Source organism: Streptomyces sp. NBC_00569 (assembly GCF_036345255.1).
Taxonomy (GTDB): domain Bacteria; phylum Actinomycetota; class Actinomycetes; order Streptomycetales; family Streptomycetaceae; genus Streptomyces.
This window is the reverse complement of record NZ_CP107783.1, coordinates 2,095,932-2,121,073: the sequence shown is the minus strand read 5'-3', so window position 1 is coordinate 2,121,073 and position 25,142 is coordinate 2,095,932. Positions and strand designations below refer to the sequence as shown.

The window sequence follows — 25,142 nt, the reverse complement described above, 5'->3', positions numbered from 1 at the left end:
ATCACGGGACGCCCGACCGCGGGCACCACCCGGGCCCGCAGTCGGCGTTTCCTGCTACCTGCTCAGCCAGTCGGTGGGGGCCACAGCCTGGTCCGTCAGGACCTGGAGGTTCTTTCCGTCGGCGGCATCGACGACGTAGGTGCTGTGGCTGTAGTCGCCGTCGTCCATGGCGGAGAACGTGATTCGGGTGCCATCGGGCGAGAAAACGGGGCCCTGGATGCTGCTGAGGGGGGTCGCCCAGCTGCCCTGCAGCTCAGTCACGGCGCCGGTCGCCACGTTGACGGCGTTCAGGCCGCTTTCGGTGGCGTAGACGATGCGCTGCCCATCGGGGGACCAGTCGACGGGCGTGGACCGCGCGTTGTGAGTGGTGCTGATCTGGTGCACCTGCCGGGTGGCGATGTCCATGACCCAGACGTCTCTGCCGGTCTCCCAGCCCTCGGCCGTCTCGTACGTGGTGGTCCTCACGAAGGCGATGCTCTGGCCGTCAGGCGAGAAGGTGCCTGCGCCGCCGGTTGTCGTGAGCACCTCTTGTCCCGTGCCGTCGCTCTTGATCCACTCCATACCGCGTGGGCTGTCGAAGACAATCCGCTTGCTGTCAGGGGACCAGTCGGGGTGCCCCACGTACGGGGCCTCATTGGTTTCGGGCGCGATACCCCGGACCAGGACGTGCTGGTCACTGCCATCGACATCGGCGACCACCAGGTTCCGGGCGTACATACAGCCTTCGGTCTGGGGAACGCAGGTGTCGTCGCGCTGGATGTACGCCACGGTGGAGCCCTTCGGGGAGAGGACGCCGTCCTCGGCGTTCTGCGCGAAGGTCCGGATGACGTCGCCGCTCACGGGGTCGAGTGAGACCAGAGCGGGAGAGCCGGAGGAATAGCCGGTGGCGGTGATCCGGCCGGCCGCCGTCCCCTGCTCCGCCGCGGCGGTCCCTGCTGTCGGCAGACCAGCAGCGACGACGACCCCGACGGCCAGCACGACGTGTTTGAAAAGCACTTGAGCCCTCCTACAGGGCAACCGGAGTTTCCGGCCCCCGGTGCAAGAGCGCAACCGGATCAAGAAGTGTCACAGGGGCGGCCCTTGGCGCTGACTGACCACCTACCGGGATCGGTAGGTGGCCTTTTGGCTGGTGGCCCCGGCGGGATCCGAACCTGCGACACCCGCTTTAGGGGTTCGATCCGGGCTCGCTCCTGCTGGGCCGTCGACTGCCACAACGACCTGGCAGGGAAGTTGGTGTGCACCACCGTCCGGCGCCGTTGATGTCAGCCGTGGGTGTCAGAAGACTTCGCGCAGTTGTAGCCAGCTAATCGCTAAGAGGTTTGGCGCACCCCGGACCTGGTCAGCGCTTTTGCTTGTACCGGTCGACGAGTTCGGGCTACTTGCGCGCCGGATCAGCGCCACAACGTGCACCGCCCGCCTTGGGCGGACCCATAGCCGTACAGGCCCAGCAGACGATGCACACTCGATCACCAGCGCTTGGGTCCGGACCCACACGAGTGGCACAGTCACCAGCCACGCCGGATCATCCCTATAACGTGCTTCACCTGCACGGGCATGACCCATAGCCACACGGGTCCATCAGACGATTCGCACTCGATCACCAAGGCGCTGTCTGGGAGCCACAGCATCTCGCGGAAGGTCATTTCACGTGTGCGGACACACTGCAGGTCTGCCGGGAGTTCACGCAGCCGCGTCCACGGCCAGCGAGGCTCCCATCGGAACTCTTCAGCACTAGCTTGCACTCGGCCCAAGTGCCATCGGTGACCCACGTCCGGCCGCTTGGCCCCGATCCGGAAGTGCACTGCCTGCCCAGCATTCGCCCGAGCCATGGCCTGCTTCGCTCGCCTGCGGACGAGCACAGTCCCGAGTAGCGCGCCAAGGCCAGCGCAGATCGCCGAAAACATGAGCGAAGTAAAACAGCGCGTTGCCTCTCGGCCAATAGGTCCAGGCCAGCTTTTGACACAACCTCACCCACCACTCACCCCAGCTCCCATCCCATCCGCCGTCGACCCACGCCCGCTCGGCTCTGCCTGGTCGACGGTGGACGGGATGGGAGCTCGAACGCTCGCCACGATGTGCCCGCGGCGGGGAACGGCGCCCCCTCCATCCTGGTGCCGGCCGATCCCACGCCGGAGGCATCGTCTGTGACCGTGGGCCAGATACGTCGGGTGCCCGACGCATGACCTCCGGTCTATCCACAGTGGGTGGGCGTCGGCGCAGCCGGGTGCTTGAGCCAAGGCGGGGGAGGCCTTGGCTTCCGGGCCGGACTACGTCTTCACCACTCGCACCGGCGGTCCGGTGGAGCCGCGCAACGTGTACCGCTCGTTCACCCGCGTCGCCGAGTCCGCCGGCATCCGTGTCATCCGGCTCCATGACGCCCGGCACGGCATCGCGACCCTTCTCAGGCTGCCGGAGTCGCGGAGTCGCGCCCCGCGTCGGGTTGAAGATCCTCGGGCACAGCCAGATCAGCGTCACCAGGGACGTGTACACGCACGTCGTCCAGGACACCCAGGGCGAAGCCATGAGCCACATGGACCGACTGCTCAGGAAGCGTCGCGGTCGTCAGCGACCACCCGCGTCGATGTCAGAAGTTGATGTCAAAGGCCACCCACCGAGATCGGTAGGGCCTTTTGCCTGGTGCCTCAGGCAGGATTCGAACCTGCGACACCCGCTTCAGGAGGGCGACCGTGGTCCGTAGCGAAGGATTTCAGGCCACCTCGGCTGCAGCGGCAGCCTCGGTGAACGGCGCATCTCGACTGTGACGGACCGTCGTTGAGCGTCCTTGACCGCGCGATGTGGCACGGCTGTGGCACGCGAGCTTCTGATGTGCACACGGACCAGTTCGTGATCGGTTACGGAATCCACTCGGCCAAGTCTCAGATGAAGACCGAGACCCCGGCTCTGGAGAACAACTTCGAGAAGGGTGCCAACCTGTACCGGGACGGCTACAGGAGGAAGCCAGTACCGGCCAGCGGATTGATCCAGAAGTGAGGTGAGGGCCACCGTGACCAGCAACAACAAGACGGCGCGCACTCTGTCTTGGACTGGTGCGACCGTGGCCCTCGCGCTGTTCGCGGCCGGCTGCAGTCCGCCCGAGCGCCCGCTCGTAGCCATAGGCAGGGGCCAGGACGGAAACATACGGGCGTTGCTGCGGCCCTGCTCGGACGACGACCCCATCCAGGAGGTCGGGCTCGTCAAGAACGACAAGAAGGGCGACAAGGTGGACCCCGCGGCCCTGGACTACTGGTCGGCTCAGCCGCCTGCTGCGGCCACCGGCGAGCAGGAGTTCAGTCTCTTCGGGCTCCCGAAGGGCTGGCAGGGCAAGGCAGTTTCTGCCACGAAGCTGGCACCGGACCGGGACTACTCGGTGTGGTTCGTCGTCGGGCCGAACGACACCGTGCGCTACAAGGGCGTCGCCTGGTTCACGCGCGCGGACGTCGAGGGCTTGTCGCCCGGGCAGTGGTGGGCCGACGGAAAGGCCATGAGCCGCTCGGAGTTCCGGGCGCAGGCGGACGACGCCTGCTGAGAACCGTGGGGGCCGCTGCGAGATGCCTTCCGGATCAGGCCCGAACAGGCCTGATCCGGAAGGCACTTCCATCGGCAGAAGCCCCTGCCGCCGCGTATACGTCGACGGCGGGTGGGACGCAACGCGGCGAGCCCATCGCGGTCGCCAGCAGCTGCGAGAGCCGCACGACGACGGTCAGGAAGCCGCGGCGGCCGCGGGTGCAGTGCGGTTCCCGCAGTCCAGGCGGCGTGCCTCGCCCGTCGCTCGGAAATCATGTCCCCGCTGTTGCCCCAGAAAACCCCGCACTTGAGCAACTGCCCCGACGGGCGCCCCGTGGCCGGTCTCCCTGAGGCGGCGACCTCCGTCGCTGCAGGGACGGGGCCCCACGCCACGGGCGGTGGAGCCACAGGCTGCGCCACCTGGCGGAGTTCGGGCCGGCCGCGGTGGCAGACGTGGCGCGGTTCGCCATGGTGCAGCGGGCGCCCATCCGCGAGGTGCTCCGCGCCCTCGACGGAGCCATCGAGCAGCTCCAAGGGCCGGACGGCGGCACGCTGTTCGACCTTCCGGACGCGACCGGGCTGCCCGCGGAGACCCCCGCTCCGCCCTGGCTGATGGCGATGTGGGGCAGCGCTCTGCTGGCCTGTGCCGAAGGTAGTCGGGTGATGCCCCGGGCCTACCTCGCCCTTGGCGATCCGCAGGAGCGGCGACGTCCTGCCCATCCTGCTGGTGGACGGCTACGTCGCCTGTGTCTGACGCCCGGTGGACGGCGGCATGGAGGCCACCGCTTTCTACCCCCGCCCCCGGCTGCCTGGGACGGGCTCGCCGCGGAGGCGCAGCCTTTGACTCCGACCGGATCGGAGTCAGCGCAGCCAGGACACGACGGGCAACGTGACCAAGTCGAGTGTGACCGTCAGCATCGAAGGAAGAACGCTGTACAGCATGTTCGAAACGAACGACTGCGTTCTGGGTGGCGACGGCGCAGGGCCAGCATGCAACGGAGCAAGGGCACTGGGTCTCGTCTCCGGCGGGAGAGGCCGTCTGCACTTCCTCTTCCAGCGGCACCTACCGGAACTATTTCACTAAGGTGCGAACAGTGCTGAATGAATGCGGTCTTCACGTCTACTGACGGCACGCCCTGTCCAGCCGCAACCCGTGAACCTGCTCTGACTCAGCCATGTCACAGGGGCAGAACTGCTAGCTGCCGCTCCATTCGACCGGGAGGTCTCATGCGCATCAGGGCACCACGCTCCGTCAGTCTGCGTGCTGGGCTTGCCTTGTCCGCCGTTGCCCTGACGGTCAACTCCGGTTGTGGCAGCCAGAAGGTGGCCAGGGAGGGCACGGATGTGGTCTCGGACCGTGCTCGGCAGGTCGCCGAAGCTTGGGATGGTTCAACGGCAGCTGCCGAGTGGCGTGCCGGCTATTACCCCTTGGGGGCGGCAGTTCAGCTGCCGCGGGGCGGCCTGCGCAGTCAGGCTGACAAACAGGCATACGAGGATCAACATTTCTTCCTGCGGGGTAAGTTGCCCGACTTCGAACAAGAGGATGGCCAAGTGACGTGGTCTGGGGGTGTATCGCTCACAAGGCCATTGATGAGGGTCAAGGATGCGTACAAGATATTGACTGGCGACGGCATCAGCGGAGAGCCCCACCTCACCGTGACCGGAACGCAGTTGGGGGAAATGAAACTGGCAACCAGCCGCGGACCGGCAACGGTCCCAGCCTGGATCTTCAACTTGGACGGATACGACTCTCCCCTCAAGCAGGCCGCCGCCGTACCGTCGAAACTACCTAGACCGCCGATTGGGGCAGCCCACGACATCCCCGGCCATCCCCTCAACAGGCTTGTCCAGATTGCCACAGACGGGCACTCGGTGACCGTGGTCGCCCTCCATGGAGTCTGCGACGACGGCGCCGCAGTGGACGTGCTGGAAACGAGCGGCAGTGTCGTGCTGTCGGCTTCCGTCAAGGACCATAAAGACAGAAGCAAGTGCACCAAGCAGGCCAAGATGCAGCAGATGACGGTGGAACTGGAGCGCCCCTTGGGCGACCGCGTCCTGCTGGACGCGCGCACAGGTCAACCGGTTCCTTACAAAGGGCCACTCGGGACGTGATCCGGCAACCACCAAAGCACTGAGGGCGGGGAAACTTCCTGCCTCGCCGAGTCTCAAGCAATGCTGCACAGCGTTCCGTTGACGAAGTGATTGCTACGACCGCACGGATCGGTCGCTGTCGATTTGTCGGCGCGATTCAGGTTGCTGCGCCGAACCACGTGGTCAGTGCCGCGTGCAGGTGGTGGCGCATGGACTGGCCCGCTGTGTCATCTGTGGCCCACGCCAGGTATCCGTCGGGACGGACGAGGATGGCGGAGGCCGGCAGGGACCGGTTTGCGGACCGGGCAGTGATGACGTCCACCCGGTCCGTCCAGGCGCGGGCGGCCTGGGCCGTCGCTGCGTTTCCGGTGAGGTCCACGAGCACGGGGCGGGCTGCGCGCAGCCTTTCGGCGATCTGGGTCCAGCCGTCGGTGATGTGCGTCCGGAGGTCGGGAAGCCACCGTCCGGTCAGTGGATGCGTGGTGTCGTGGCCCATGTCGTAGCGGATGTCGGTTCCGGACAGGAGGGCGGCGATGCGTGCGCGGTTGCGTGGGTCGTCGAGCAGTTCCACCAGCAGGTCGCGTGCCGCAGTGATGTCGGCTGCCGGGCGCATCAGGGCCATCTGGGCGCGGGTCTGCATGAGGACTCGCCGGCTGACCGGAGCTCGCTCGCTGTGGTAGGTGTCCAGCAGTTCGGGGGGCGCCCAGCCGTGGATCTGGGCGGCGAGTTTCCAGCCGAGGTTGATGGCGTCCTGCATGCCCAGGTTGAGCCCTGGCCCGCCGACGGCGGAGTGTACGTGTGCGGCGTCTCCGAGGAGCAGGACGCGGCCGGCGCGGTAGGTGTCGGCCTGGCGCGAGTTGGTGCCGGTGAGGCGGCGCAGCAGGTGCGGTCCGGGGGTGCTGGGTGGACTCATCGGCAGGTCTGTGCCAAGGACGCGGCGGGCGCTGGCCCGGAGTTCGTCGAAGGTCATCGGTGTGCTGTCATCGGCCGGCGGCTGGTCCCACTCGAAGGTGGCTACGAGGTGGATGCCCGATCCGGGTTGCATCATCGCGAAGGTGAGCACGCCGCCCGGTAGGCGGTTGTGGGTGTACGGCCGAAGGCGCATGCCCGGCTCGGGCAGGTCGAGTTCCCCGGTGGCTGGATCCAGCAGCGCGTCGGGGATGATGGCTTGTCCCGCGCGAGAGACGAAGCTGTCGTCAGTGATGCCAGGGAAGGCGATTCCGGCCTGTTTGCGGACCGTGCTGTGGCCGCCGTCCGCTCCGACCAGGTACCGGGTGCGGATCCGGTAGGCGCCCTGCGGAGCTCGGATGTCGAGGGTGACGGCGTCGTCGTCTTGGTGCAGGGCGGTCAGTTCGTGCCCGCGGCGGATCTCGACGCCGAGTTGTCGAGCGCGCTCTTCGAGTACCTGCTCGATGCGTGCTTGCGGCACCTGGAGGGCGTGCAGCGGGTTGTCGCGCAGGTCGCGCAAGTCCAGTGGCAGGCCGCTGAACTGGTAGAAGGGCAACGGCTCGGCGGGCCCGGAGCGACCGGTGAGGGGCTCGTAGAGGCCGCGCAATTCGAGGGCCTGGACGACGCGGCCGACGAGCCCGTTGGCCCGAGGGGTCGCGCTGCGGGTGTGCAGTCGCTCCAGGAGCAGCGGCCGCACGCCTGCGTGTCGTAGTTCGCAGGCCAGCAGCAGCCCGTTCGGGCCACCGCCGACGATGGTGACGTCAGTAGTCATCGAAGGTCTCCTTCACTTCGCCGGGCAGGAGGCGTCCAGCCGCGACCGAATGTCAGCCTGGACTGACAGTGCGACCTGGCGTCAGTCTGGATTGACAAGCGCAGGGATGTCAATCCAGACTGACGGTCATGGAAGCGGGAGATCTCTCAGAGCGCCTCAGATCGCACGACCCTGCAGTGGGGCTGCGGGCCGTGGGTGCCTTGCACCGACTGGCCGAGCAAGTCGAAGCGGCAGCAGTCATACGGGCCAGGGAACAGGGATGGTCCTGGGAACAGATCGGCGACGCCCTCGGCGTCTCCCGACAGTCCGTGCACGCCAAGTACGGGAAGTGAGACGACCATGTTCGAACAGTTCGCAGCAGATGCCCGCGAGGCCGTCACCTCGGCACTGAGCGAAGCCGCACTGCGCGGCGATCGCCGCATCGGCACCGAGCACCTCCTCCTAGGAGTGCTCCACGAGCCCAGCTCGGTCCAAGCCCTCGGAACCGACCTGGAAACCGCGCGTGCCGCTCTCGATGCTCTCGACCGGTCGGCGCTGGCCGCGGTCGGCGTCGACATCCAAGGGATCGAGCGGCCGCCGATCCCCGCCTCGCGCAAGCGCACCCCCTTCACCTCCGGTGCCCGCGCCGTCCTCCCACGCGCCCTGGCCGAGACGAGGAAGACCAGGCGCCGGCGCATCACACCAGAGCACCTCCTGCTGGCCCTGCTCGACTGCGAGCAGCCGGATCCTGCTGCAGAACTCATGGCACAGCTCGGCATCGACCGCGCCGCTGTCCGGGAACGCATTCGGGCGGGCGCCTGAGACGCGGGGCGCCCCCAGCGGGGCGAGCCACTCGGCCCCTGGTCTCACTCGTCTTCGCGGGCCCGGGTCGTGCAGGGGCCTCAGCCCGCCGCGCAGGTGGAGAAGCTGAAAGGACTAGCGGCTGAGCGTGTTGATGGGTGCCGCTCGAACAGGAAGAGGCGGGCGACGTCCTCGTCGCGGAAGTCGCGGCCGTCCGTGCGCAGTTGGGTCACGGCGGAGTCCAAGCGCCCGGTGCTGAAGGGAATGGGAGGCACGGGCGGGGCCGGTCCGCGAGCTGGGGCAGCGCACGCCTACGCAGATGGGCGAGAGGTCGTAGCCGCCACGGTGCTCACGCGACTGTCGCAAGCGGTCCGCGACACCGGACGCCGCGGTGCCCGGAGGCGTGTCCGGCCACTGCGGCGAGGAGACCGGCGGACCGGGTTCGAATCGCTGCCCGACGTCGCGGCCCACGGCAGGTCGCCTCGGCAACCGACGCGAGCGCTGCCCGCCGCGACATCGTGCAGTCGGCTATAGGCTCAACTCATGGTGTGCGCGCCCGAGTCGGGTAGTGGTCGGCCACCACCCGGCTCATCGCGCCGAGTGGATCGGCGGCGACCTGCGTGGCCGAGAAGTAGACGTTGCCGCGCACCTGCGGGTAGTCGGTGTCGAAGTCGAGGTGGCGGGAGAGCTCGGCCTGGTCCTGCCATGCGGCGGGCTGTCCGGCGACACCGACCTTGTACAACGCCTCGCCTACATAGAGTTGGACGCGGGTGCCGGAGACGAGGCTGGACCACCAGGGCACCAGCACGCCGTAGTCGGCAGCGGCGAATCCTATGTTCCAGTACACCTGCGGAACGATGTAGTCGATCCACTCCTCCTGCACCCACTTGCGGGTGTCGGCGTGCAGATCGTCGTAGGTCTGCACGCCGGCAGTGGTTGCCGAACCCAGTGGGTCGGTAGCCGCGTTGCGCCACACGCCGAACGGGCTGATGCCGAACCGCGTCCGCGGCCGGATCCGCTTGATGCGCTCGGCCATCTCCTGTACCAGCAGGTCGGTGTTGTTGCGGCGCCAGGCGTCACGGTCGGGAAAGCCTGTGCCGTAGCGGGCGTATGCGTCGTCGTCCTGGAACGTCTGCCCGGCGACGGGATACGGGTAGAAGTAGTCGTCCCAGTGGACCGCGTCGATCGGGTAGCGGCGGACCGCATCGAGCATGGCGTCCTCGACGAAGCGGCGCACTTCGGGCAGGCCCGGGTTGTAGTAGAGCTTGCCGCCGAACGGCACGATCCACTCAGGGTGGAGGCGAGCCGGGTGTGTGGGCGTCAGCGCGGTGACGTCGGTCGTGAGTGAGACGCGGTAGGGGTTGAACCAGGCGTGCAGTTCCAGGCCGCGGCGGTGCGCCTCGTGAACGGCCGTCCCCAGCGGGTCCCAGCCCGGGTCGCGCCCCTGGACGCCGGTGAGGTACTGCGACCACGGCTCGTAGGGCGAGGGCCACAGGGCATCGGCGGTCGGCCGCACCTGGAGCATCACGGCGTTCAGGCGCCGTTCGACCGCCACGTCCAGCAGGTCGCACAGCTCCTTCCGCTGCTCATCGGGCGAAAGTCCCGGCGCCGAAGGCCAGTCGGTGTTGGCCACGGTGGCAATCCACATGCCGCGCATCTGCCTGTGTCCGGCGCCGTGGCCGCCGGCTGCCGACGCGTGCTCCGGCCGGGCACCCTCAGCGGGCCTGTCCGCCGCATTGGCGCTGGCCGGCAGAGTCACGGCAGCGAGCGTGCCCGCAGCCGCGGCGGTGAAGCCTCTTCGCGAGAGTCTGTGCATCTGCGCCTCCTGATCTTCCGTCAAGGTCCGCCGATAATGGGCCCGTTCTGCTTTGGCGGCAACCATAAAATGGTTTAGACCACTGTCGGAGACCTCCGGTTCTCTGCCTGTGAGGGCTTACACACCGCCGTCAACCGGGACGCGCAAGATAGGGATCCCGAGGCTGACCCGCCTGCAGGGGCTGGGTGCCACCGGCCCGTCGGGCCCGTCGTGGCGGGCAGAAGGTATCGCTCGTGGCCAGGCAGTACCGGCTGCAGGCTCTCCTCTGGTGCCTGGATGATGGGTTGCGCAACGGATGGCTCAGAGTGTGGCCCAACAGGTCTTTTCTTTGGCTGCGGAGCAGGTGGGCCAGCAGCGCCTCGGGCCAGCAGCCAGTTGCCCTGCCTGTGCGCTTTCGCCGCGCAGTCCGGGGGGTCGCGGCTCGACATCGAGATCCAGCTGAAGGGGGCTGTGCGGCACCCGGAGCCAGAAGTGGCTTGGCTCGCGGGCGCGCGGCAGGATCCCGTGTCACAACGCGGACTCTCTGCCTTCACTGCAACTGCATGTCCACTCATCATGGCCACCAGCAATCCGAGCCCCCGGGGGACGCGATGGTCAGCTACAGCGACCTCCAGAAGGCTGTGAGGGTCGAGAAGTTCCGGATCTGGCTCGTGTGGATCTGCGGCATGGTGATGTTTCTGATCGTGGGTCGCGCGGTGGATGGCCTCGGCGTTGTGGGCGCGGTCGTTCAGGTTGCGCTTGCGGTGGCCTGGGGGCCGCTCGCGATGGCGGCGGTGCGGATGGTGAGCGCCCTAAAACGGCGGGCTAAGGAAGCGCGGCGGGAGGCCCTTGGGGACGACTACCCGGGCTGACGGTGGGAGTGCAGCGGAGAGCCCTGCACCGGCGCTGTTCGGCAGTTGCCAGCTACAGCGCCCAGAAAGGGCCGCTAGCCGGTGATGTGCATCGGTGCCATTTCGTAGAGCGCTGGTCACGGATCAAGGCCCACAGGCAGGATCGAGGGCGGCCGGCCCGGACGCGGCTCGTCGGTCAGCCCCTCCGGCCGCAGCTGGACGAACCGCGACCGCCAGCGGTTCACCGTGTTGTGCGCGATGCCGAGTTCGGCAGCGATCTCCTTGTTCGTCCTGCCTTCCGCGCACCGCAGCACGATCCTTGCCCGCAACGCTAGGAACTGTGCCGTCTTCGCCCGCCGTGTCCATCGCGTCAGTTCAGCCCGCTCGGCATCGGACAGCACCAGCTCCGGCTTGCGCCGGCCCGGCCGTGGCTCATCCGTCAGCTCTGCCATCCGCCGGGCCACGAACCGCGAGCGCCACTTGCGCACCGTCTGCGCAGACACCCCGAAACCCGCCGCCACAGCGGTATTTGACTCCCCGTCTGCACAGGCCCGACTGCCACTCGCCCATTCAGGGCTGTTGACCGTCCCCATCCGCCGGGTTCATCGACTCGCGCAGGCGCGCGCTCGCCATCCGCATGTGTTCGGCCATCGCTCGGTCAGCGGCTTCCGGGTCCCGGTCGCGGATGGCCTGGAGGACGGCGTCGTGCTCGCACAGTGTGCCGCTGACCGTGCCCTCGATGTCGCTCACGCGCTCCATCCACACCTGTAGCAGTGCGCGGATGCTGTGCAGGATGTCGCTGAGGACCGTGTTGCGGGCGATTGTCGCGCACTCCAGGTGGAAGGCGATGTCGGCGTCGATGAACGCCTTGACGTCGCTGCCCGCTTCTCGCATGTGGCGCAGGTGGTCCTCCAGGCGGGCCACGTCCTCGTCGGTCGACCGCTCCGCGGCGAGCCGTGCCGATACGCCCTCCATGTAGGTGCGCACCTCGACCAGGTCCTGGGTGCGGCGTTGGCCGAGCATCAGGCCCCAGTTGATGGCTCGCGGCAGGAACTCCGAGGTGCCCTCGCGGACGTACGAGCCCGAACCCGGCCGGATCTCGATGATGCCGAGTACGTCGAGCGCGGACAGTGCGCCACGGACGCTGGAGCGTGCCACGCCGAGGGCCTCGGCGAGCTGGCGCTCTGCGGGCAGGCGCGTACCGGGCTTGATATTGCCCGCCGAGAGGTGATCGAGAAGACGCTTGGCGACCTCGCTGACCGAGGACTCCCGCACCACGGGGCGCAGGAGTTGGGCGAGGTCGGGCTGGGAGTCGGCGGCGTGGGAGGGCTGACTGGTCACGGTCACCAGTAGACCAGATGGGTCGTCGCCGGTGTCCGTCGGTCGCGCATGACATCCCTGGTCACCCGCTTTGTCAAGGGTTCAAGCATGACGAGGAAGTGCGACGCTCACCACATTGGTAAATTGGTGACCAATTTGGGAATCGGGCATAGCGTGACACGCAGATCGGCCCGTGCGGCGTGCTCAGTGAGCTGTTGCACCCCTCGCGCCGAGAGTGACCCAAGTCCGGACAGGGCTGTCCGGCGAGCCGAGGAGTCGCCATGCCTGCCAGCACCGCGCCGCCCGTGACGGAGACAAAACCAGCCGTCGAAGCGTCGGCGATCAAGAAGATCTCGATCCGCCTCGTGCCATTCGTGGCCCTGATGTTCTTCGTGAACTATCTGGACCGGACGGCGGTGTCGTTCGCCGAACCCAACGGCATGGGCCAGGACCTGACGCTGACCGCCGCCCAGTTCGGCTTCGCCTCCGGGATCTTCTTCCTCGGCTACATCGTGCTCGAGGTCCCCAGCAACATGGCCCTGCACCGCTTCGGTGCCCGCCGCTGGCTGGCCCGGATCATGGTGAGCTGGGGCATCGTCTCGCTGCTCTTCACCTGGGTGGACAGCAGCGGCCAGCTCTATACGCTGCGCTTCCTGCTGGGTGTCGCGGAGGCCGGGTTCTTCCCCGGCGCGATCCTCTTCCTGAGCCAGTGGGTGCCCAGCCGCCACCGCACCAAGATCCTGGGTCTCTTCTATCTCGCCCAGCCGCTGACCACGGTGTTCGGCGCCCCGCTCGCGGGCTGGCTGGTCGGCCACCACGGCCTCTTCGGCCTCGAGGGCTGGCGCGTGATGTTCCTGTTCGTGTCGATCCCGGCGATCCTGCTGGGCGTCATCGCCTGGTTCTACCTGATCGACCGCCCTGCCGACGCGAAGTGGCTGACGAGCGACGAGCGGGACTGGCTGACCAAGGAACTGGCCGCCGAGAACGCCGAGAAGTCCGGCCACGAGGGCCGGCACGCCAAGGGCGACCTGAAGACCGCCTTCACCAACGGCCGCGTCTGGATCCTCGCCGTCGTCTACTTCGGTTTTGTCTACGGCCTGTACGCGCTTGCGTTCTTCCTGCCGACGATCATCAACGGCTTCCAGGATCAGTACGACACCACGTTCAGCGTGATGGACAAGGCCTGGATCACCGCGATCCCGTACCTGCCGGCCACCATCGTCCTCTTCTTCTGGACCCGCCACGCCACCCGGCACGGCACCCGCACCTGGCATGTCGCGGGGCCCGCGGTCATCGGCGGCCTCTCGATCCCGCTGGCCCTCTACATGGGCTCACCCGCGGCCACCGTGGCCGTCATCACGGTCACCGCCTGCGCCATCTTCGCCGCACTTCCGGTGTTCTGGGCGGTGCCCTCGCGCTTTTTGACCGGCGCGGCCGCCGCGGCGGGAATCGCCCTGATCAACACGGCGGGCAACGTCGCCGGGTTCGCGTCCAGCTACATCACCGGCTGGCTCAAGGACTGGACCGGCAGCTACTACCTGCCGCTCTACCTCGTAGGCATCTTCATGCTGCTGTCCGCCGCCCTGATGATCTGGCTCGCCTCCCGCACCTCCTCGTCCCCGTCCGCCCCGTCAGCACCCGCGGAGAGCCAGCGATGACCCGCCTGTACAACGACCCCGCCGCCTTCGCCGACGAAGCGCTCGAAGGGTTCGCAGCCGCCCACCACCGCTGGGTGCGGCCGGTCCCCGGAGGCGTGGTGCGAGCCACCGCCAAGACTGAGGGCCAGGTGGCCGTCGTCATAGGCGGCGGCTCGGGCCACTACCCGGCCTTCTCCGGCCTGGTCGGCCAGGGCCTCGCGCACGGCGCCGCCGTCGGTAACGTCTTCGCCTCGCCGTCCGCCCAGCAGATACGCACCGTCGCACGCGCCGCGCACGCCGGCGGCGGAGTCCTCCTCCTGTACGGCAACTACGCGGGCGACGTCCTGCACTTCGGGCAGGCCGCCGAGCGACTGAACGCCGAGGGCATAGCCACCCGCACCTTCGCCGTCACTGACGACCTGTCCAGCGCCACGCCCGACGAGGCCCACAAGCGCCGCGGCATCGCGGGCGACCTCCCCGTCTTCAAGGCCGTGGCGGCCGCCGCGGAACAGGGCCTGCCGCTCGACGAGGTGGCCCGCGTCGCCGCGCACGCCAACGCCCGCACCCGCTCCTTCGGCATCGCCTTCTCCGGCTGCACGCTGCCCGGCGCTGACCACCCGCTGTTCACAGTCCCCAAGGACCGGATGGCCGTCGGCCTCGGCATCCACGGCGAACCCGGCATCGGCGAAGCGGCCGTGCCCACAGCCGACGAGGCCGCCGAACTCCTCGTCTCCACCCTCCTGAAGGAACTCCCGGAAGGTGTCGCCGGGCCGCACGGGCAGCGCGCCGCCGTGATCCTCAACGGGCTCGGCTCGGTCAAGTACGAGGAACTCTTCGTCGTCTACCGGCGCGTGGCCCAGCTCCTCGCGGACGCCGGCGTGCACACCGTCGACCCCGAGGTCGGCGAACTCGTCACCAGCTTCGACATGGCGGGCATCTCCCTCACCCTGACCTGGCTCGACGACACCCTCGAAGCACTGTGGACCGCGCCCGCCGACGCCCCCGCCTACCGCAAGGGCAACGTGCCCCAGGCGGCCGCCGCCGAGGAGGAGGCCGCGTACGAGACCGGGAGCGAGCCGGAGCCGTACGTCGCGAACGACGAGTCGCGCAAAGCCGCCGCCACCGCGCTCGACGCGCTCGGCCGCATCAAGAAGACCATCGACACGCACGCCGACGAACTGGGCCGCATCGACGCCGTCGCGGGTGACGGAGACCACGGAATCGGCATGCAGCGAGGATCCGCCGCGGCCTACGAAGCCGCCTTGCGCGCCCAGGAGTTGGGTGCGGGCGCCCAGTCGCTGCTGATGGCTGCCGGTGACGCGTGGGCCGACCGTGCCGGCGGCACGTCCGGAGCCCTGTGGGGCATCATCCTGAGCGCGGTCGCCGACGCGCTCGGCGACACCGAACGGCCGACCCCGGCGACCGTCGCCCATGGAGTCCGGCAGGCATCCGACGCCGTCCGCAGGACCGGCGGCGCCGAGGTCGGCGACAAGACCATGGTCGACGTCCTCGTCCCGTTCGCCGACACACTCAGTCAACAGGTTGAAGAAGCTGCCGAGTTGATCGCAGCCTGGGCTCGCGCTGCGGACGTCGCCGAGCAGGCAGCCCGCGACACCGCCCGGCTCGTCCCGCGCATGGGCCGCGCTCGGCCACACGCCGAGAAGTCCCTCGGCACCCCTGACGCGGGTGCCCACTCCCTCGCCCTGATCGTCCGCGCCGTCCACGGCGCGCTGACCACCTGTCAGTAACTCCCTTTAAGGACAAGCAACATGAGCGAGAAACTGCGGATCGTCGTCGGCTGCGACGACGCCGGATACCAGTACAAGGAGGCCCTCAAGGCTGACCTCCAGGCGAGCGGCCTGGTCGCCTCCGTCACCGACATGGGCGTGGACGCCGACGGGCACACCGCCTACCCGGCGATCGCCATCGCCGCCGCCGAGACGGTGGCGCGTGGCGACGCCGACCGGGCGCTACTCGTCTGCGGCACCGGCCTCGGTGTGGCGATCGCCGCGAACAAGGTCAAGGGGATCCGAGCCGTCACCGCCCACGACTCCTTCTCCGTGGAACGCGCGATCCTCTCCAACAACGCCCAGGTGCTCACCTTCGGGCAGCGTGTCATCGGCCTGGAACTGGCCCGCCGCCTCGCCGCCGAGTGGCTCACCTACCGCTTCGACGACTCCTCGCCCTCCGCGGCGAAGGTCCGGCTGATGAGCGACTACGAGAACGAGCCCGAGGCCGCGTGATGACTGCCCCCGTCCTGCTCGGGGTGAGCCTGAAAATGTACTTCGGCCACCACGAAACCCTCAACTGGGCCCGCAAAATAGTCCAGTTGGCCGACCGTCACCCCGCTGTCGCCAGTGGCGCGGCCCGCCTGTTCGTGCTCCCCGCCTTCCCGGCGATCGTGCCCGTGGCCGGGATCCTCGCGCGCAGCGGCGTCGACATCGGTGCGCAGGACATCGCCACGGAGGACGTCGGCGCCTACACCGGCGAGGTCTCCGGGCCGTACCTGAAGGAGATCGGCTGCCGCTATGCCGAGGTCGGCCACGCCGAGCGCCGCCGCCTCTACGGCGAGGGAGACACCGTCGTCGCCGCGAAGACCGGGGCCGCCCTGCGCAACGGACTCACCCCGGTCCTGTGCGTCGGCGAACTCGACCCGGTCGAGCCGGAGGAGGCAGCCCGCCGCACTCTCGCGGAGGCCGCGCGCCTGCTGTACGGCGTGCACGGCAAGGTCGTCCTCGCGTACGAACCCCAGTGGGCCATCGGGGCGCCCGAGCCCGCATCGGCCGAACACATCACGACGGTGTGCGCGGCGCTGGGGGAGTGGCTCAACACCCGTCCTCAGCACGCCGGTTCGACCGTCATCTACGGCGGGAGTGCAGGCCCCGGACTGCTCAGCCGCCTCGGCGGCTCGGTCGGTGGCCTCTTCCTGGGCCGCTTCGCCCACGACCCGGCGGCCGTAGGGCGGATCCTCGACGAGATCGAGGCCCCGGCCTCCCGGACGGCGGTGGCGTGATGGCGTACGGCATCAGCACCTACGCCTACTTCTGGCGGATCTCGCAGCGCGCGCCCAAACCGCTGTCCCTGCTCGACATGCTCGTCGACACCAAGGAGCAGGGCGGCGAGCTCTTCCAGATCTGCGACTACCCGGCCATCGAGTCGTACGACCACGCGCACCTGGCCGACATCCGGGACGCCGCACGGGACCTGGGCCTGTGCCTGGAACTCGGCACACGCGGCGTGCGCCCCGAGTGCCTGGCCAAGTACCTCGACATCGCGGCGCAGTTGGACGTCACGCTCGTCCGATCGATGATGAACACCATCGACCACCGGCCGGGCGTCGACGAGGCCGTTGCCCTGATGCGACAGGCGCTGCCCGGTTACGAGGAGTCGGGGGTGACCCTCGGCCTGGAGACCTATGAACAGGTCTCCACCGACGACCTCCTCGCTGTGGTCAAGGGCGTCGACAGCGACCGCCTCGGTATCGTCCTCGACCCCGGCAACAGCGTCGCCCGCCTGGAACGCCCCGTCGACGTCATCGATGCGACCGCCCCCTACGTGGTGAACATCCACGTCAAGGACTTCGCCTTCACCCGCCGCGACGGCTGGGTCGGCTTCACCTACGCCGGTTGCCCGCTGGGCACCGGCCTCCTCGACTACGACGCCATGATCGCCGCAGTCCGGCCGCTTGAGCGCGGCATCAACCAGATCGTGGAGCACTGGCTCCCGTGGCAGGACGAGGGCTTCGACGCCACCGCCCGGCTCGAACACCAGTGGACGCAGCACAGCATCAGCACCCTGCTGAGCAACACCGTTTCGAGCACAACCCTCTTGAGGAGCGAATGACCATGGCCACCGAGAACAAGACCGTCGCTGTCATCGGGGCCGCCGGCAAGATGGGCCAGCGAGTCTCCAACAATCTGGTCGAGAGCGGCTTCCGGGTGCTCTTCAGCGAGGCCTCCGAGAAGGGGCAGGAGCTGATCCGCTCCCTCGGCCGCGACCTCACCGACTCCGACGTCGCGGCCAAGGAGGCCGACGTCGTCATCCTGGCGGTGCCGGATATCGTCCTCGGCAGCGTCTCCGAGCAGCTGGTGCCCCTGATGAAGCCGGGCGCCGTCGTCCTCACCCTCGACCCGGCCGCCGCCTACGCGGGCCTGCTGTTCGCCCGCGACGACGTGCACTACGCCTGCGCACACCCCTGCCACCCGTCCGTCTTCCTGGAGCGGACCACCAAGGAAGAATGGCAGGACACCTTCGGCGGCATCGCCGCACCGCAGGAGGTCGTGGCCGCGTACGAGGGCGGCAACGCCGAGAAGCAGGCCCTCGCCGACGCCGTCATCCGCGTCATGTACGCCCCGGTCGTCGACGTCCACTGGGTGACCGTCAAGCAGCTCGCAGTCCTGGAGCCGACGCTCGTCGAGACCATCGCCTGCATGGTCGGCGCACTCCTCACCGAAGCGCTCCACGAGACAGTGCACACCGTCGGCGTCCCCGAGAAGGCCGCCCGCGCCATGCTCCTCGGCCACACGCAGGTGGCCCTCGCGAACACACTCAAGGGATCCAACCCCTTCTCCGACGCCTGCCTCATCGCGATGGACTACGGCCGCGAGTCGATCGTCCGCGACGACTGGAAGAAGGTGTTCGACGACGCGGAGCTCGACAAGGTCATCACGCAGATGCTCAAGATCAAGGAGATCAAGCGCTAACGTCTTGCAGGCAATCAAGGTGCTGCTTCCCGCTCCAGGGATCGTGGGTGTGGCATGCGCATCGCGAAAGGCCCCGCCGCGACTGGGGAGCGCAGCGGGGCCTGGATCAGCGGCGGTTCAGCCGATGCTCCACTGGCCGGTCTGGTCCGAGAAGCCCGAGTCCATCGCGAACTGCACCTGCGTGACCTTCGACTTAGTAGGCGCTTCGAACACGATCCAGCCGAGAGCCTTGCCGCCAGGCGCCAGCTTGACGCTGGACGACATGGACGGACCGGCCGTGATGTCTCCGAACGTTGCGTCGAACTGCTGCCCGTCCTTGTCGGCGACCTGAGCCCCGTTGGAGGGGCTGTCGTTGTACGCCTTGGTGCCGGAGTTGACGAGCTTGAACTGCACGCCGATGAACCGGTTGCCCGACTCGGGGGTGGTGAACTCGTCGCTGCTCTTGGCGGGGTCGACGACCTTGACGACGGTCACGTCGAGCTGACTGCCGTCGTCCATGCCCTTAAGGGTGATCGTGTCGCCGGTCTTGGCGTCGTTCTTGGCGGTGTCCTCGGCCGGCTTCTCGGCGGGCTTGCCCTCTTGGGAGTCGCTCTTCTTGTTCGGAGTGGTGGTGACGTCGGAGTCACCGTTGCATGCGGCAGTGAGGGGAAGGAAGCCGGCGAGGAGCAGGGCGGCGACGGACTTGGCGGCGCGGTTCATTTGTGAGGTCAACCTTTCTGTGAACGACATGTGTGTGACCTGTGAAGAGCGTCGATGGTTGTACGTCGTCGCTACTTTTTCGGCGTGCCGGCGACGAGTCCGTCCTTGACGGGGCCGGCAACCGCCTTGCGAGGCTCGGTACTCTGCGGCGTGCTCGCTTTCGGCCCCTCGGCCCCTCGGCCCCACGGCGCGCTTCGGGTCGCGGATGGGCACGTCTCGGGCAGTGCCGGTCCAACTCCGGGCCGCACACGCCCGGTTGGAACGGCTCACTGCAGGTGCCGCGTTTCGGGAGTCGGCTTCAGGTGCGCGACCGGCTCTGGAGATTCGAGGGTCAGCCTTCTCTGCTGCCCGATACACTCATTTTCTTCACACCAGGCTCACCGTATGCGCGCATGTGTCGGGGAGGTGAGTGAGGGGGGTTCCTCGTACCTGGGCGATCGGTTGGGAGGCCGCATGTACGAGATGGTCAAGGGGGCCAATGTCGGGCTGGGGGGCTTGAGCGGAGACGACGTCGACTCGGTGGTCGTCAGTCTGGGATGGGTGAGTCCCACGGGAGAGGGCGACGCCGACGTCTCCGTGCTCCTGCTGGACGAGAACGGCAAGGTCCGCACCGACACCGACTTTTATTTCTACAACAACGCCTGTGCGCCGGACGGGAGCGTGCAGCTGCTGGGTAAAACGCCCGTGGGAGAGGGCAGCGAGGACCGGATTAGTTTCGACTTGACGGCAGTTCCCAGCGACGTCGCCACCATCCTCATCGCGGCGAGCCGGTACGAGTCAGCCCGGTTCGACGAACTCGAGGACCTCGAGCTGAGGTTGAGCGACGGGTCCGGCGAGCCGCTGCTGCGGTTCGCGATCGATGACGCCGGTGGCGTGAGCGCGTTGATCTTCGGGGAGCTGTACCGGCGCGGCGAGGAATGGAAATTCCGGGCTGTAGGGCAGGGCTACGAGGCGGGATTCGCAGCCCTGGCGGGGGACCACGGCGTAGACATCGACGACGACGCCGAATCGGCGAACGCCACGCAGGCACAGGAGGCAGTCCAGGAGCTCCCGGCCTCTGACGTCCTCCAGCAGAAGCCCGCGCCGGATTCGGTACCGGACGTCATCATCGCAGTGACCGTCCCCGGCACACGACAGGAACCCGAAGCAGCGGCGCCCGCCAGGAAGCCGGTGCGTCCGCGCACGTCGAAGAAGAAGATCACCGTCTCCAGGGCGCCGCAGAAGTCCCTTGCGGAGAACGAGTCCTGGAGGGGCGCGCGCCTCTTTCCCGTGTCCGCGTTGAAGAGCGACCGGGACCGGGAGGCTCGCGCCACCTCGGTCCTGCTGGCTGTGATGGCGCAGGTGCCGGAACTCGGCCGGCGGCTCACTGCCGGGTTCGGCGCCCCCGCGGGGCGTATAGAGACCTTCACCGAGGTGTCGCTGCCCCACGGAGAATCGCCCCGTCGCCCCGACGGTGTCATCCGCGTGGAGCGAGCGGGCAAGCTGTGGACGGCACTCGTCGAGACCAAGACCAATGGCAATCCGCTCAAGGCCGAGCAGGTGCAGGACTACTCGGACATCGCCGCCAGGAGGGGATACGAGGCGGTCATCACCCTCTCCAACGACGTGGCGCTGGAAGGCAGCCCGCTGGTCGAGGTGAAGATCGACCGGCGGCGGAAGAACAAGGTGAGCCTGTGGCATCTGTCCTGGGCCGAGGTGGCCCACCAGGCGCAGATGCTGATCCGGCACGAGGGCGTCGGCAACCCCACACACGCGTGGCTCCTGGAGGAGCTGCTGCACTACCTGCTCCACGAGAACTCGGGCTGTCACGGCTTCCACAACATGGGCCCGGCATGGGTGCCCGTACGCAACGGGATCCAGGACGAAACGCTCTGCCCGGGCGACCCGCGAGCACTCGAGGCCGTCGAGAGCTGGGAGCGTCTGGTACGTCAGGTCTCGCTGGGCCTGGGAGGCGAACTGGGACGAAAGGTCCTCCCCGTGCAGCGCGCCCGCCGCGGCACAGACGCCGTGGCCCGCCGCACCCGCATGGCCGACGAATTTTGCCATAACGGAAAGCTCCAGGCCGAGCTACGCATCGAGCAGACACCAGGAGTACTCGCCGTCACCGCCGACCTGCGCACCGGCAAGATCCGCACGTCCATCGACATCTCGCCCCCGGAGCAGGGCTACCCACTCTCCTGGGCCAAGCGCATCGTCCGCGAACTGGCCGAGGCGCCCGCGGACCTGCACATCGAGACTCTTCTTGATGGCGATGTGAGAGGACCGCGGGGAACGCTGGAACGGCTGCGCCCCGAGCCGGGTGATCTCCTCCCGAAGGGCGGGGCGAAGATCACTGGGTTCCGGCTGTCGCTGTACAAGGGCATGGGCACGCAACGGGGAAACACGGAATCCGGATTCATCCGGAGCGTCGACGAAGCAATCAACAAGTTCCACACCGGGGTGGTGACCCACCTCGACCGCATGGCGACCCGGAGGAGGTCGCCGGCAAAGCCGTCTGCTGGGGAGTAGGAGGAGCGCAGCCGAGAGGGGCCCCCGGGCAGCGACCGTTGATCGCGCAGCGATCCGAAATGATGAACAGTGCGACCGCGGATCTTCCGAGGAAGTTGTGCCCCAACGTGCTGGGGGAGTGGGGTGCACGGTACGTCGTCCTGCCCCGACGAAGTACCGTGCACCCCGCCGGCCGAGGGCCGTGCTCGCACCGCACTGAGAACTGGCCGTGTCCGGCGAGGCCAGGGGTTGCCGACATGCGTCGGACCGCGCCGCACCGTGGCTGTTGCCTCCCACGCCCGGTGTCATACGGCGATCCCCGCCACTGCGCGGCCCGCTGGTGCCCGGCGAAAGCCTGATCTGCGACGGTAAGGGAACGCCGCTCCACGCCATCACGACCGCAGCCAACGTCAACGACATCACCCAGACCCTCGACTTGGTCGACAGCGTCCCGCCGGTGGCCGGACGGCCGGGCCGTCCGCGAAGTCCCCCGAGTGTGTCTCCTGGGCGACAAGGCGTACGACTCCCGGGCGGTACAGCGTCAGCTACGGAGCCTCCCGATCCTGCCCGTGATCTCCCGCAAGGGCGCCCCGGACATAAAGGGCCGGGAAGGCTCCGCTACGTCGTCGAGTAGATCTTCGCCCCGCTCCACCAGTTCAAGCGCCTCGCCATGCGCTGGGAAACGACGCCTCGAACTCCCCGACGTCTTCGTCCCGTTGACCTGCAGTCTCGACTGCTGGCGACGACTCAAGACGGCCGAACTACGATCGCGTTGGCGCTCTTAGCTCAAGGCGAATTTCAACGCGGGAACCGCAGAGCCGGAGTTGCTCGCGGGGATCTTCCAACGGAAAACGGTGCCGTCGCCGTCGACATAGATGAGGGTGCCGCCCCTCTCGGCTGGTGCAATGTCGAAGACAGCCACGTCCTGGTGACCTGTCTCGGAGGTAAAGTCCGGCCCGCCTTCGCTGAGTCCAATGGGAGCGACCTTTGTCGCGGCCTTGCTGTTCCTCGCCGTGACGGTGTGTCCATCCGAGGCCTTCCATCGCAAGCCGCCCTGTTCGGCGGTTGTCGTCACACGCGACTTGGTCCGATTCCTGGACTGGTAGTTGACGACAGCGAAGAGGCCGTGCTCCGGGGTGCCGAAGCTAGTGCTGTCGGCGTAGACGACCGTATCCGGGGTGATCTGGGCAGTCCCCCGGCCACCGACACCTGCGGTATCCGCGCTCTGCCCCAACTTGAGCGTGGAGCGCGGGCGCGGCTGAGGCGTACTCCGGTCGTCGCTGCCCGTACAGGCCGCAAGACTCAGACAGCAGACGGCCGCGAACGTGGAAACGGTGATGAGATGGCGCATGATCCCCCCCAAAAAGGAGCAGGCAAAGGAGGCAGACTTTGCCATAGCCAGAGAACCCTTGGGAGAGGATTGCGTAGCCGTGACCAGTCTCCGAGCCTGGCACAGCATTCAGGAGCTCTCACCTCCCCGAACGTCAGCTTCACGTTACGGATCGGGTCGACCTTGTTGGGGATCAGGTTGTGAAGAACCTTGTGATCGTCCTCGAGGACGCCGACTGCCGGGCCCGTTACCTGATCAGGGACCGGGACGCGATGCTTGCGGACTGTTCGACACGGTGCTCCAAGGTGCGGATTGAGATCGTCCTCAGCAGGCATCCGAGTACCCCGCATGAACGCGTTCATGGAGCGGTGAGTGCAGACCTGCCGACGAGAACTGCTGGTCCGCACACACTGATCGATCTTGCTCCTCAAACGCCATGAGTTTCACGCTCCGAAGGACAGCCGTCCCTGAACCGTTCCAAGCGGCTGTACGTCGCGATGACACGCGCCCGGCACAAGGCGCACCTCGTCGTTCCCCATCTGGTGCATAGTCCCTGGCAACTTCTCGTGGCCGTCCTGTGGTGGGAACGCTGCGTCCTATGACGCGCAGCGCGACGTGTGGAGCACGGATGTGCGCCGGACCTGCACTCTGGCCACCAAGGGCGGTTCAGTTCTTCGAGTGGGTTCGCTGTCAAACGCCTCGTTTGAAGGGCAGGGGACAACTGGTGAACGTCTGGCCAGATGTGTCCGGTAGGCGGGACGCGCCCGTCGAGCCCTGCCCATAGTCGTCGGCGCGCTCGAGGTTGTGCGGTTCCGGGATCTCATGGGCTGCCGGCCTCAGAGAAGTTCTTCACGGCATCACCCAAGACGTCGGCGAATCCCTGGCCGAACTCGGTGGGCGCGATCAGCACGCCGAATACCAGCACGATGGACACGGTCAGCCACTGGTCGGATCGACTTCGAGCCTGTACACGGCGGCGTATGCGGAAGTAGATGATCACGCCAAGCAGGACCGCCACGTTGAGCGTCAGGATCACTGGGCCAACCCCCTGGTCAAGACAGTGCCGTCGGGCGGCGTGATGGCGGGATGCGATCGAGCAGGTCCCACAGCGGCCGTGATCCGGCGGCCCACTCACCTAGTACGCGCCGATCGACGAGGTGGATTCGGTGCTCCCGGCCCCAGGGGATGGCCTTCGAGGAGAAGCGGCCATTGGTGAGGACGACCGCGATGTCCGCTCCGTGGACCTGTCGGGCGGTGCCGTTGACCTGCTGCAGCACCCCGACGCCGACGGCCGAGCCCCGGTCCCCGTCTCGGCGGTGCTTGCACTGGATTGCCCAGATGCGGCCGGCCGGGTCGGTTGCCCGTACGTCGCAGGCGTCGTCCCCGGCGCCGCCGATCTGCTCGGCTGTGCAGCCGTCGCGGCACATCAAGTCCCGTATGGCGAACTCGAATGCGCGGTGATCCAGGGCGTCAATCTCGGCGATGCGCATGTGCACGGCCTGGGCACGTATGCGTTGCCACTCAGCACGCTGTCGGACCTGCTGGAGCCAGAGGCCGCCAGCGACGGAGGCAACCACGGCCATAACGACGAGGAGCCACCAGTGAGCAAGCAGCCACTGCAAGGCGGCAACCGCCAGACCGACCGCCACGATAGCGCCGACCAGCAGAGCGATCTGCTCATCCTGCTTCTTGGAACGACGCTTCGGACGGCGGCGGACGGCGCGCCGCGTCGGGCGACGGCGGCTCATCCGGCCGCTCCCCGTAGGGCTGGGCCGGTATCAGTGGCGTTTTGCGGCGAACGCTTGGCATCATCATCGAACCTTGGTCCGCCGCATAAGTGCGCATTCACCTGTGCCGTCATGATCGAAATCCCCCTCTGCCCAGATGCGTTGGCATGTCCTCGCGCAGGTCGTATGACAGCACGCGTCACTGACACTACGTAAGGACGCGAGCGCTGAGGGCAACGGACTTTCGGCCAGTGAGAGCCGCTCAACCATCAGACCGAAGAGAAGCGACTTGCGTGTTCGACGGCAAAGACGATCAACTTTCAGCCGATTCAGCGACCTCGAGCGGCGCCACGAAACCTCATGCGAACACCTCCCATTCCGCGGGCCCACAGTCCGCCCGGCGTCAGGTCCCCCAGGCGGGTCGCCGAAGATGCCTGAATAAGCTTGCTCCAAGCGCTGGGCTGCGAGTTCGAGCGGATGCGCGCCATGGACCTGCAA

General features: G+C 67.7%; 23 protein-coding genes and 1 pseudogene. 15 read left to right on the top strand and 9 right to left on the bottom strand.

Annotation, left to right across the window (positions count from 1 at the left end; translation table 11 throughout):
* Positions 1-54: 54 nt before the first annotated feature.
* Positions 55-996, bottom strand: a complete 942-nt coding sequence (locus OHO83_RS09790) for a DPP IV N-terminal domain-containing protein (RefSeq protein ID WP_330279229.1) — start codon at positions 994-996, stop codon at positions 55-57.
* Positions 997-2,235: 1,239 nt separating this feature from the next.
* On the opposite strand from OHO83_RS09790, the pseudogene OHO83_RS09785 reads away from it, so the two are divergent.
* The 5 genes and pseudogenes from OHO83_RS09785 to OHO83_RS09770 form a co-directional block, all read left to right on the top strand.
* Positions 2,236-2,563, top strand: a pseudogene (locus OHO83_RS09785) (tyrosine-type recombinase/integrase); the annotation flags it as partial.
* A gap of 209 nt (positions 2,564-2,772) precedes the next feature.
* A complete protein-coding gene (locus OHO83_RS09780; RefSeq protein ID WP_330279228.1) occupies positions 2,773-2,991 on the top strand; it encodes a hypothetical protein in 219 nt (72 codons plus the stop codon).
* Between the two features lie 13 nt (positions 2,992-3,004).
* Positions 3,005-3,526 (top strand): hypothetical protein, encoded by a 522-nt coding sequence (locus tag OHO83_RS09775; protein WP_330279227.1) that lies wholly within the window; start codon positions 3,005-3,007, stop codon positions 3,524-3,526.
* Positions 3,527-3,972: 446 nt separating this feature from the next.
* Positions 3,973-4,605, top strand: coding sequence for a hypothetical protein (locus OHO83_RS46975; protein ID WP_443066097.1), 633 nt, complete (start codon positions 3,973-3,975; stop codon positions 4,603-4,605).
* 126 nt (positions 4,606-4,731) lie between these two features.
* Positions 4,732-5,616: a hypothetical protein gene (locus tag OHO83_RS09770; RefSeq protein ID WP_330279226.1), complete on the top strand. Its 885-nt coding sequence runs from the start codon at positions 4,732-4,734 to the stop codon at positions 5,614-5,616.
* A gap of 136 nt (positions 5,617-5,752) precedes the next feature.
* Here the strand turns inward: OHO83_RS09770 and OHO83_RS09765 are convergent, their stop codons facing one another.
* The gene (locus tag OHO83_RS09765) at positions 5,753-7,315 is read right to left on the bottom strand and encodes an FAD-dependent monooxygenase (protein WP_330279225.1); all 1,563 of its coding nucleotides are present in this window, start codon (positions 7,313-7,315) and stop codon (positions 5,753-5,755) included.
* 191 nt (positions 7,316-7,506) lie between these two features.
* Between OHO83_RS09765 and OHO83_RS09760 the strand changes: the two genes are divergently transcribed.
* Both OHO83_RS09760 and OHO83_RS09755 read left to right on the top strand, forming a co-directional pair.
* Positions 7,507-7,647 (top strand): helix-turn-helix domain-containing protein, encoded by a 141-nt coding sequence (locus OHO83_RS09760; protein WP_389567120.1) that lies wholly within the window; start codon positions 7,507-7,509, stop codon positions 7,645-7,647.
* A gap of 7 nt (positions 7,648-7,654) precedes the next feature.
* Entirely contained in the window at positions 7,655-8,116 is a 462-nt protein-coding gene (locus OHO83_RS09755) for a Clp protease N-terminal domain-containing protein (RefSeq protein ID WP_329432823.1), read from the top strand.
* A gap of 520 nt (positions 8,117-8,636) precedes the next feature.
* Here the strand turns inward: OHO83_RS09755 and OHO83_RS09750 are convergent.
* Positions 8,637-9,911, bottom strand: coding sequence for a glycoside hydrolase family 10 protein (locus tag OHO83_RS09750; RefSeq protein ID WP_330279224.1), 1,275 nt, complete (start codon positions 9,909-9,911; stop codon positions 8,637-8,639).
* A gap of 590 nt (positions 9,912-10,501) precedes the next feature.
* On the opposite strand from OHO83_RS09750, the gene OHO83_RS09745 reads away from it, so the two are divergent.
* The gene (locus OHO83_RS09745) at positions 10,502-10,762 is read left to right on the top strand and encodes a hypothetical protein (protein WP_266676007.1); all 261 of its coding nucleotides are present in this window, start codon (positions 10,502-10,504) and stop codon (positions 10,760-10,762) included.
* Positions 10,763-10,878: 116 nt separating this feature from the next.
* Here the strand turns inward: OHO83_RS09745 and OHO83_RS09740 are convergent, their stop codons facing one another.
* Together OHO83_RS09740 and OHO83_RS09730 are read right to left on the bottom strand one after the other, a co-directional pair.
* On the bottom strand, positions 10,879-11,334 hold the full coding sequence (locus OHO83_RS09740) for a helix-turn-helix domain-containing protein (RefSeq protein WP_443066038.1): 456 nt from the start codon (positions 11,332-11,334) through the stop codon (positions 10,879-10,881).
* A complete protein-coding gene (locus tag OHO83_RS09730; RefSeq protein WP_266676009.1) occupies positions 11,312-12,088 on the bottom strand; it encodes a FadR/GntR family transcriptional regulator in 777 nt (258 codons plus the stop codon). The genes OHO83_RS09740 and OHO83_RS09730 overlap by 23 nt, the downstream gene beginning before the upstream one ends.
* 254 nt (positions 12,089-12,342) lie before the next feature.
* Between OHO83_RS09730 and OHO83_RS09725 the strand changes: the two genes are divergently transcribed.
* Genes OHO83_RS09725 through OHO83_RS09700 form a run of 6 tightly spaced genes read left to right on the top strand, consistent with a single transcriptional unit; the run spans position 12,343 to position 18,401 of the window.
* Complete coding sequence (locus tag OHO83_RS09725; RefSeq protein ID WP_266676011.1) at positions 12,343-13,719, top strand: MFS transporter; 1,377 nt, start codon at positions 12,343-12,345, stop codon at positions 13,717-13,719.
* The gene (locus OHO83_RS09720) at positions 13,716-15,446 is read left to right on the top strand and encodes a dihydroxyacetone kinase family protein (RefSeq protein WP_330279223.1); all 1,731 of its coding nucleotides are present in this window, start codon (positions 13,716-13,718) and stop codon (positions 15,444-15,446) included. The genes OHO83_RS09725 and OHO83_RS09720 overlap by 4 nt, the downstream gene beginning before the upstream one ends.
* A gap of 21 nt (positions 15,447-15,467) precedes the next feature.
* On the top strand, positions 15,468-15,941 hold the full coding sequence (locus OHO83_RS09715; RefSeq protein WP_266676015.1) for a ribose-5-phosphate isomerase: 474 nt from the start codon (positions 15,468-15,470) through the stop codon (positions 15,939-15,941).
* The gene (locus OHO83_RS09710; protein ID WP_330279222.1) at positions 15,941-16,711 is read left to right on the top strand and encodes a triose-phosphate isomerase family protein; all 771 of its coding nucleotides are present in this window, start codon (positions 15,941-15,943) and stop codon (positions 16,709-16,711) included. Before OHO83_RS09715 ends, OHO83_RS09710 begins: the two co-directional genes overlap by 1 nt.
* Positions 16,711-17,541 (top strand): sugar phosphate isomerase/epimerase family protein, encoded by an 831-nt coding sequence (locus OHO83_RS09705; protein ID WP_330279221.1) that lies wholly within the window; start codon positions 16,711-16,713, stop codon positions 17,539-17,541. The genes OHO83_RS09710 and OHO83_RS09705 overlap by 1 nt, the downstream gene beginning before the upstream one ends.
* Positions 17,542-17,543: 2 nt before the next feature.
* On the top strand, positions 17,544-18,401 hold the full coding sequence (locus OHO83_RS09700; protein ID WP_330279220.1) for a phosphogluconate dehydrogenase C-terminal domain-containing protein: 858 nt from the start codon (positions 17,544-17,546) through the stop codon (positions 18,399-18,401).
* Between the two features lie 117 nt (positions 18,402-18,518).
* On the opposite strand, the gene OHO83_RS09695 is transcribed toward OHO83_RS09700, so the two are convergent.
* Positions 18,519-19,100, bottom strand: a complete 582-nt coding sequence (locus OHO83_RS09695; RefSeq protein ID WP_330279219.1) for a DUF4352 domain-containing protein — start codon at positions 19,098-19,100, stop codon at positions 18,519-18,521.
* A 453-nt stretch (positions 19,101-19,553) separates the two neighbouring features.
* Between OHO83_RS09695 and OHO83_RS09690 the strand changes: the two genes are divergently transcribed.
* A complete protein-coding gene (locus OHO83_RS09690) occupies positions 19,554-21,608 on the top strand; it encodes a TerD family protein (RefSeq protein ID WP_330279218.1) in 2,055 nt (684 codons plus the stop codon).
* Positions 21,609-22,368: 760 nt separating this feature from the next.
* Here OHO83_RS09690 and OHO83_RS09685 read toward each other — a convergent pair.
* The 3 genes from OHO83_RS09685 to OHO83_RS09675 all read right to left on the bottom strand — a co-directional run bounded on the left by OHO83_RS09685 (position 22,369) and on the right by OHO83_RS09675 (position 24,665).
* Complete coding sequence (locus tag OHO83_RS09685) at positions 22,369-22,938, bottom strand: hypothetical protein (RefSeq protein WP_330279217.1); 570 nt, start codon at positions 22,936-22,938, stop codon at positions 22,369-22,371.
* Positions 22,939-23,737: 799 nt separating this feature from the next.
* Positions 23,738-23,953, bottom strand: a complete 216-nt coding sequence (locus tag OHO83_RS09680; RefSeq protein WP_330279216.1) for a hypothetical protein — start codon at positions 23,951-23,953, stop codon at positions 23,738-23,740.
* A 16-nt stretch (positions 23,954-23,969) separates the two neighbouring features.
* Positions 23,970-24,665 carry a restriction endonuclease gene (locus tag OHO83_RS09675; RefSeq protein ID WP_330279215.1) on the bottom strand — a complete coding sequence of 232 codons (696 nt, stop codon included), beginning with the start codon at positions 24,663-24,665 and terminating at the stop codon, positions 23,970-23,972.
* Positions 24,666-25,142 lie beyond the last annotated feature (477 nt).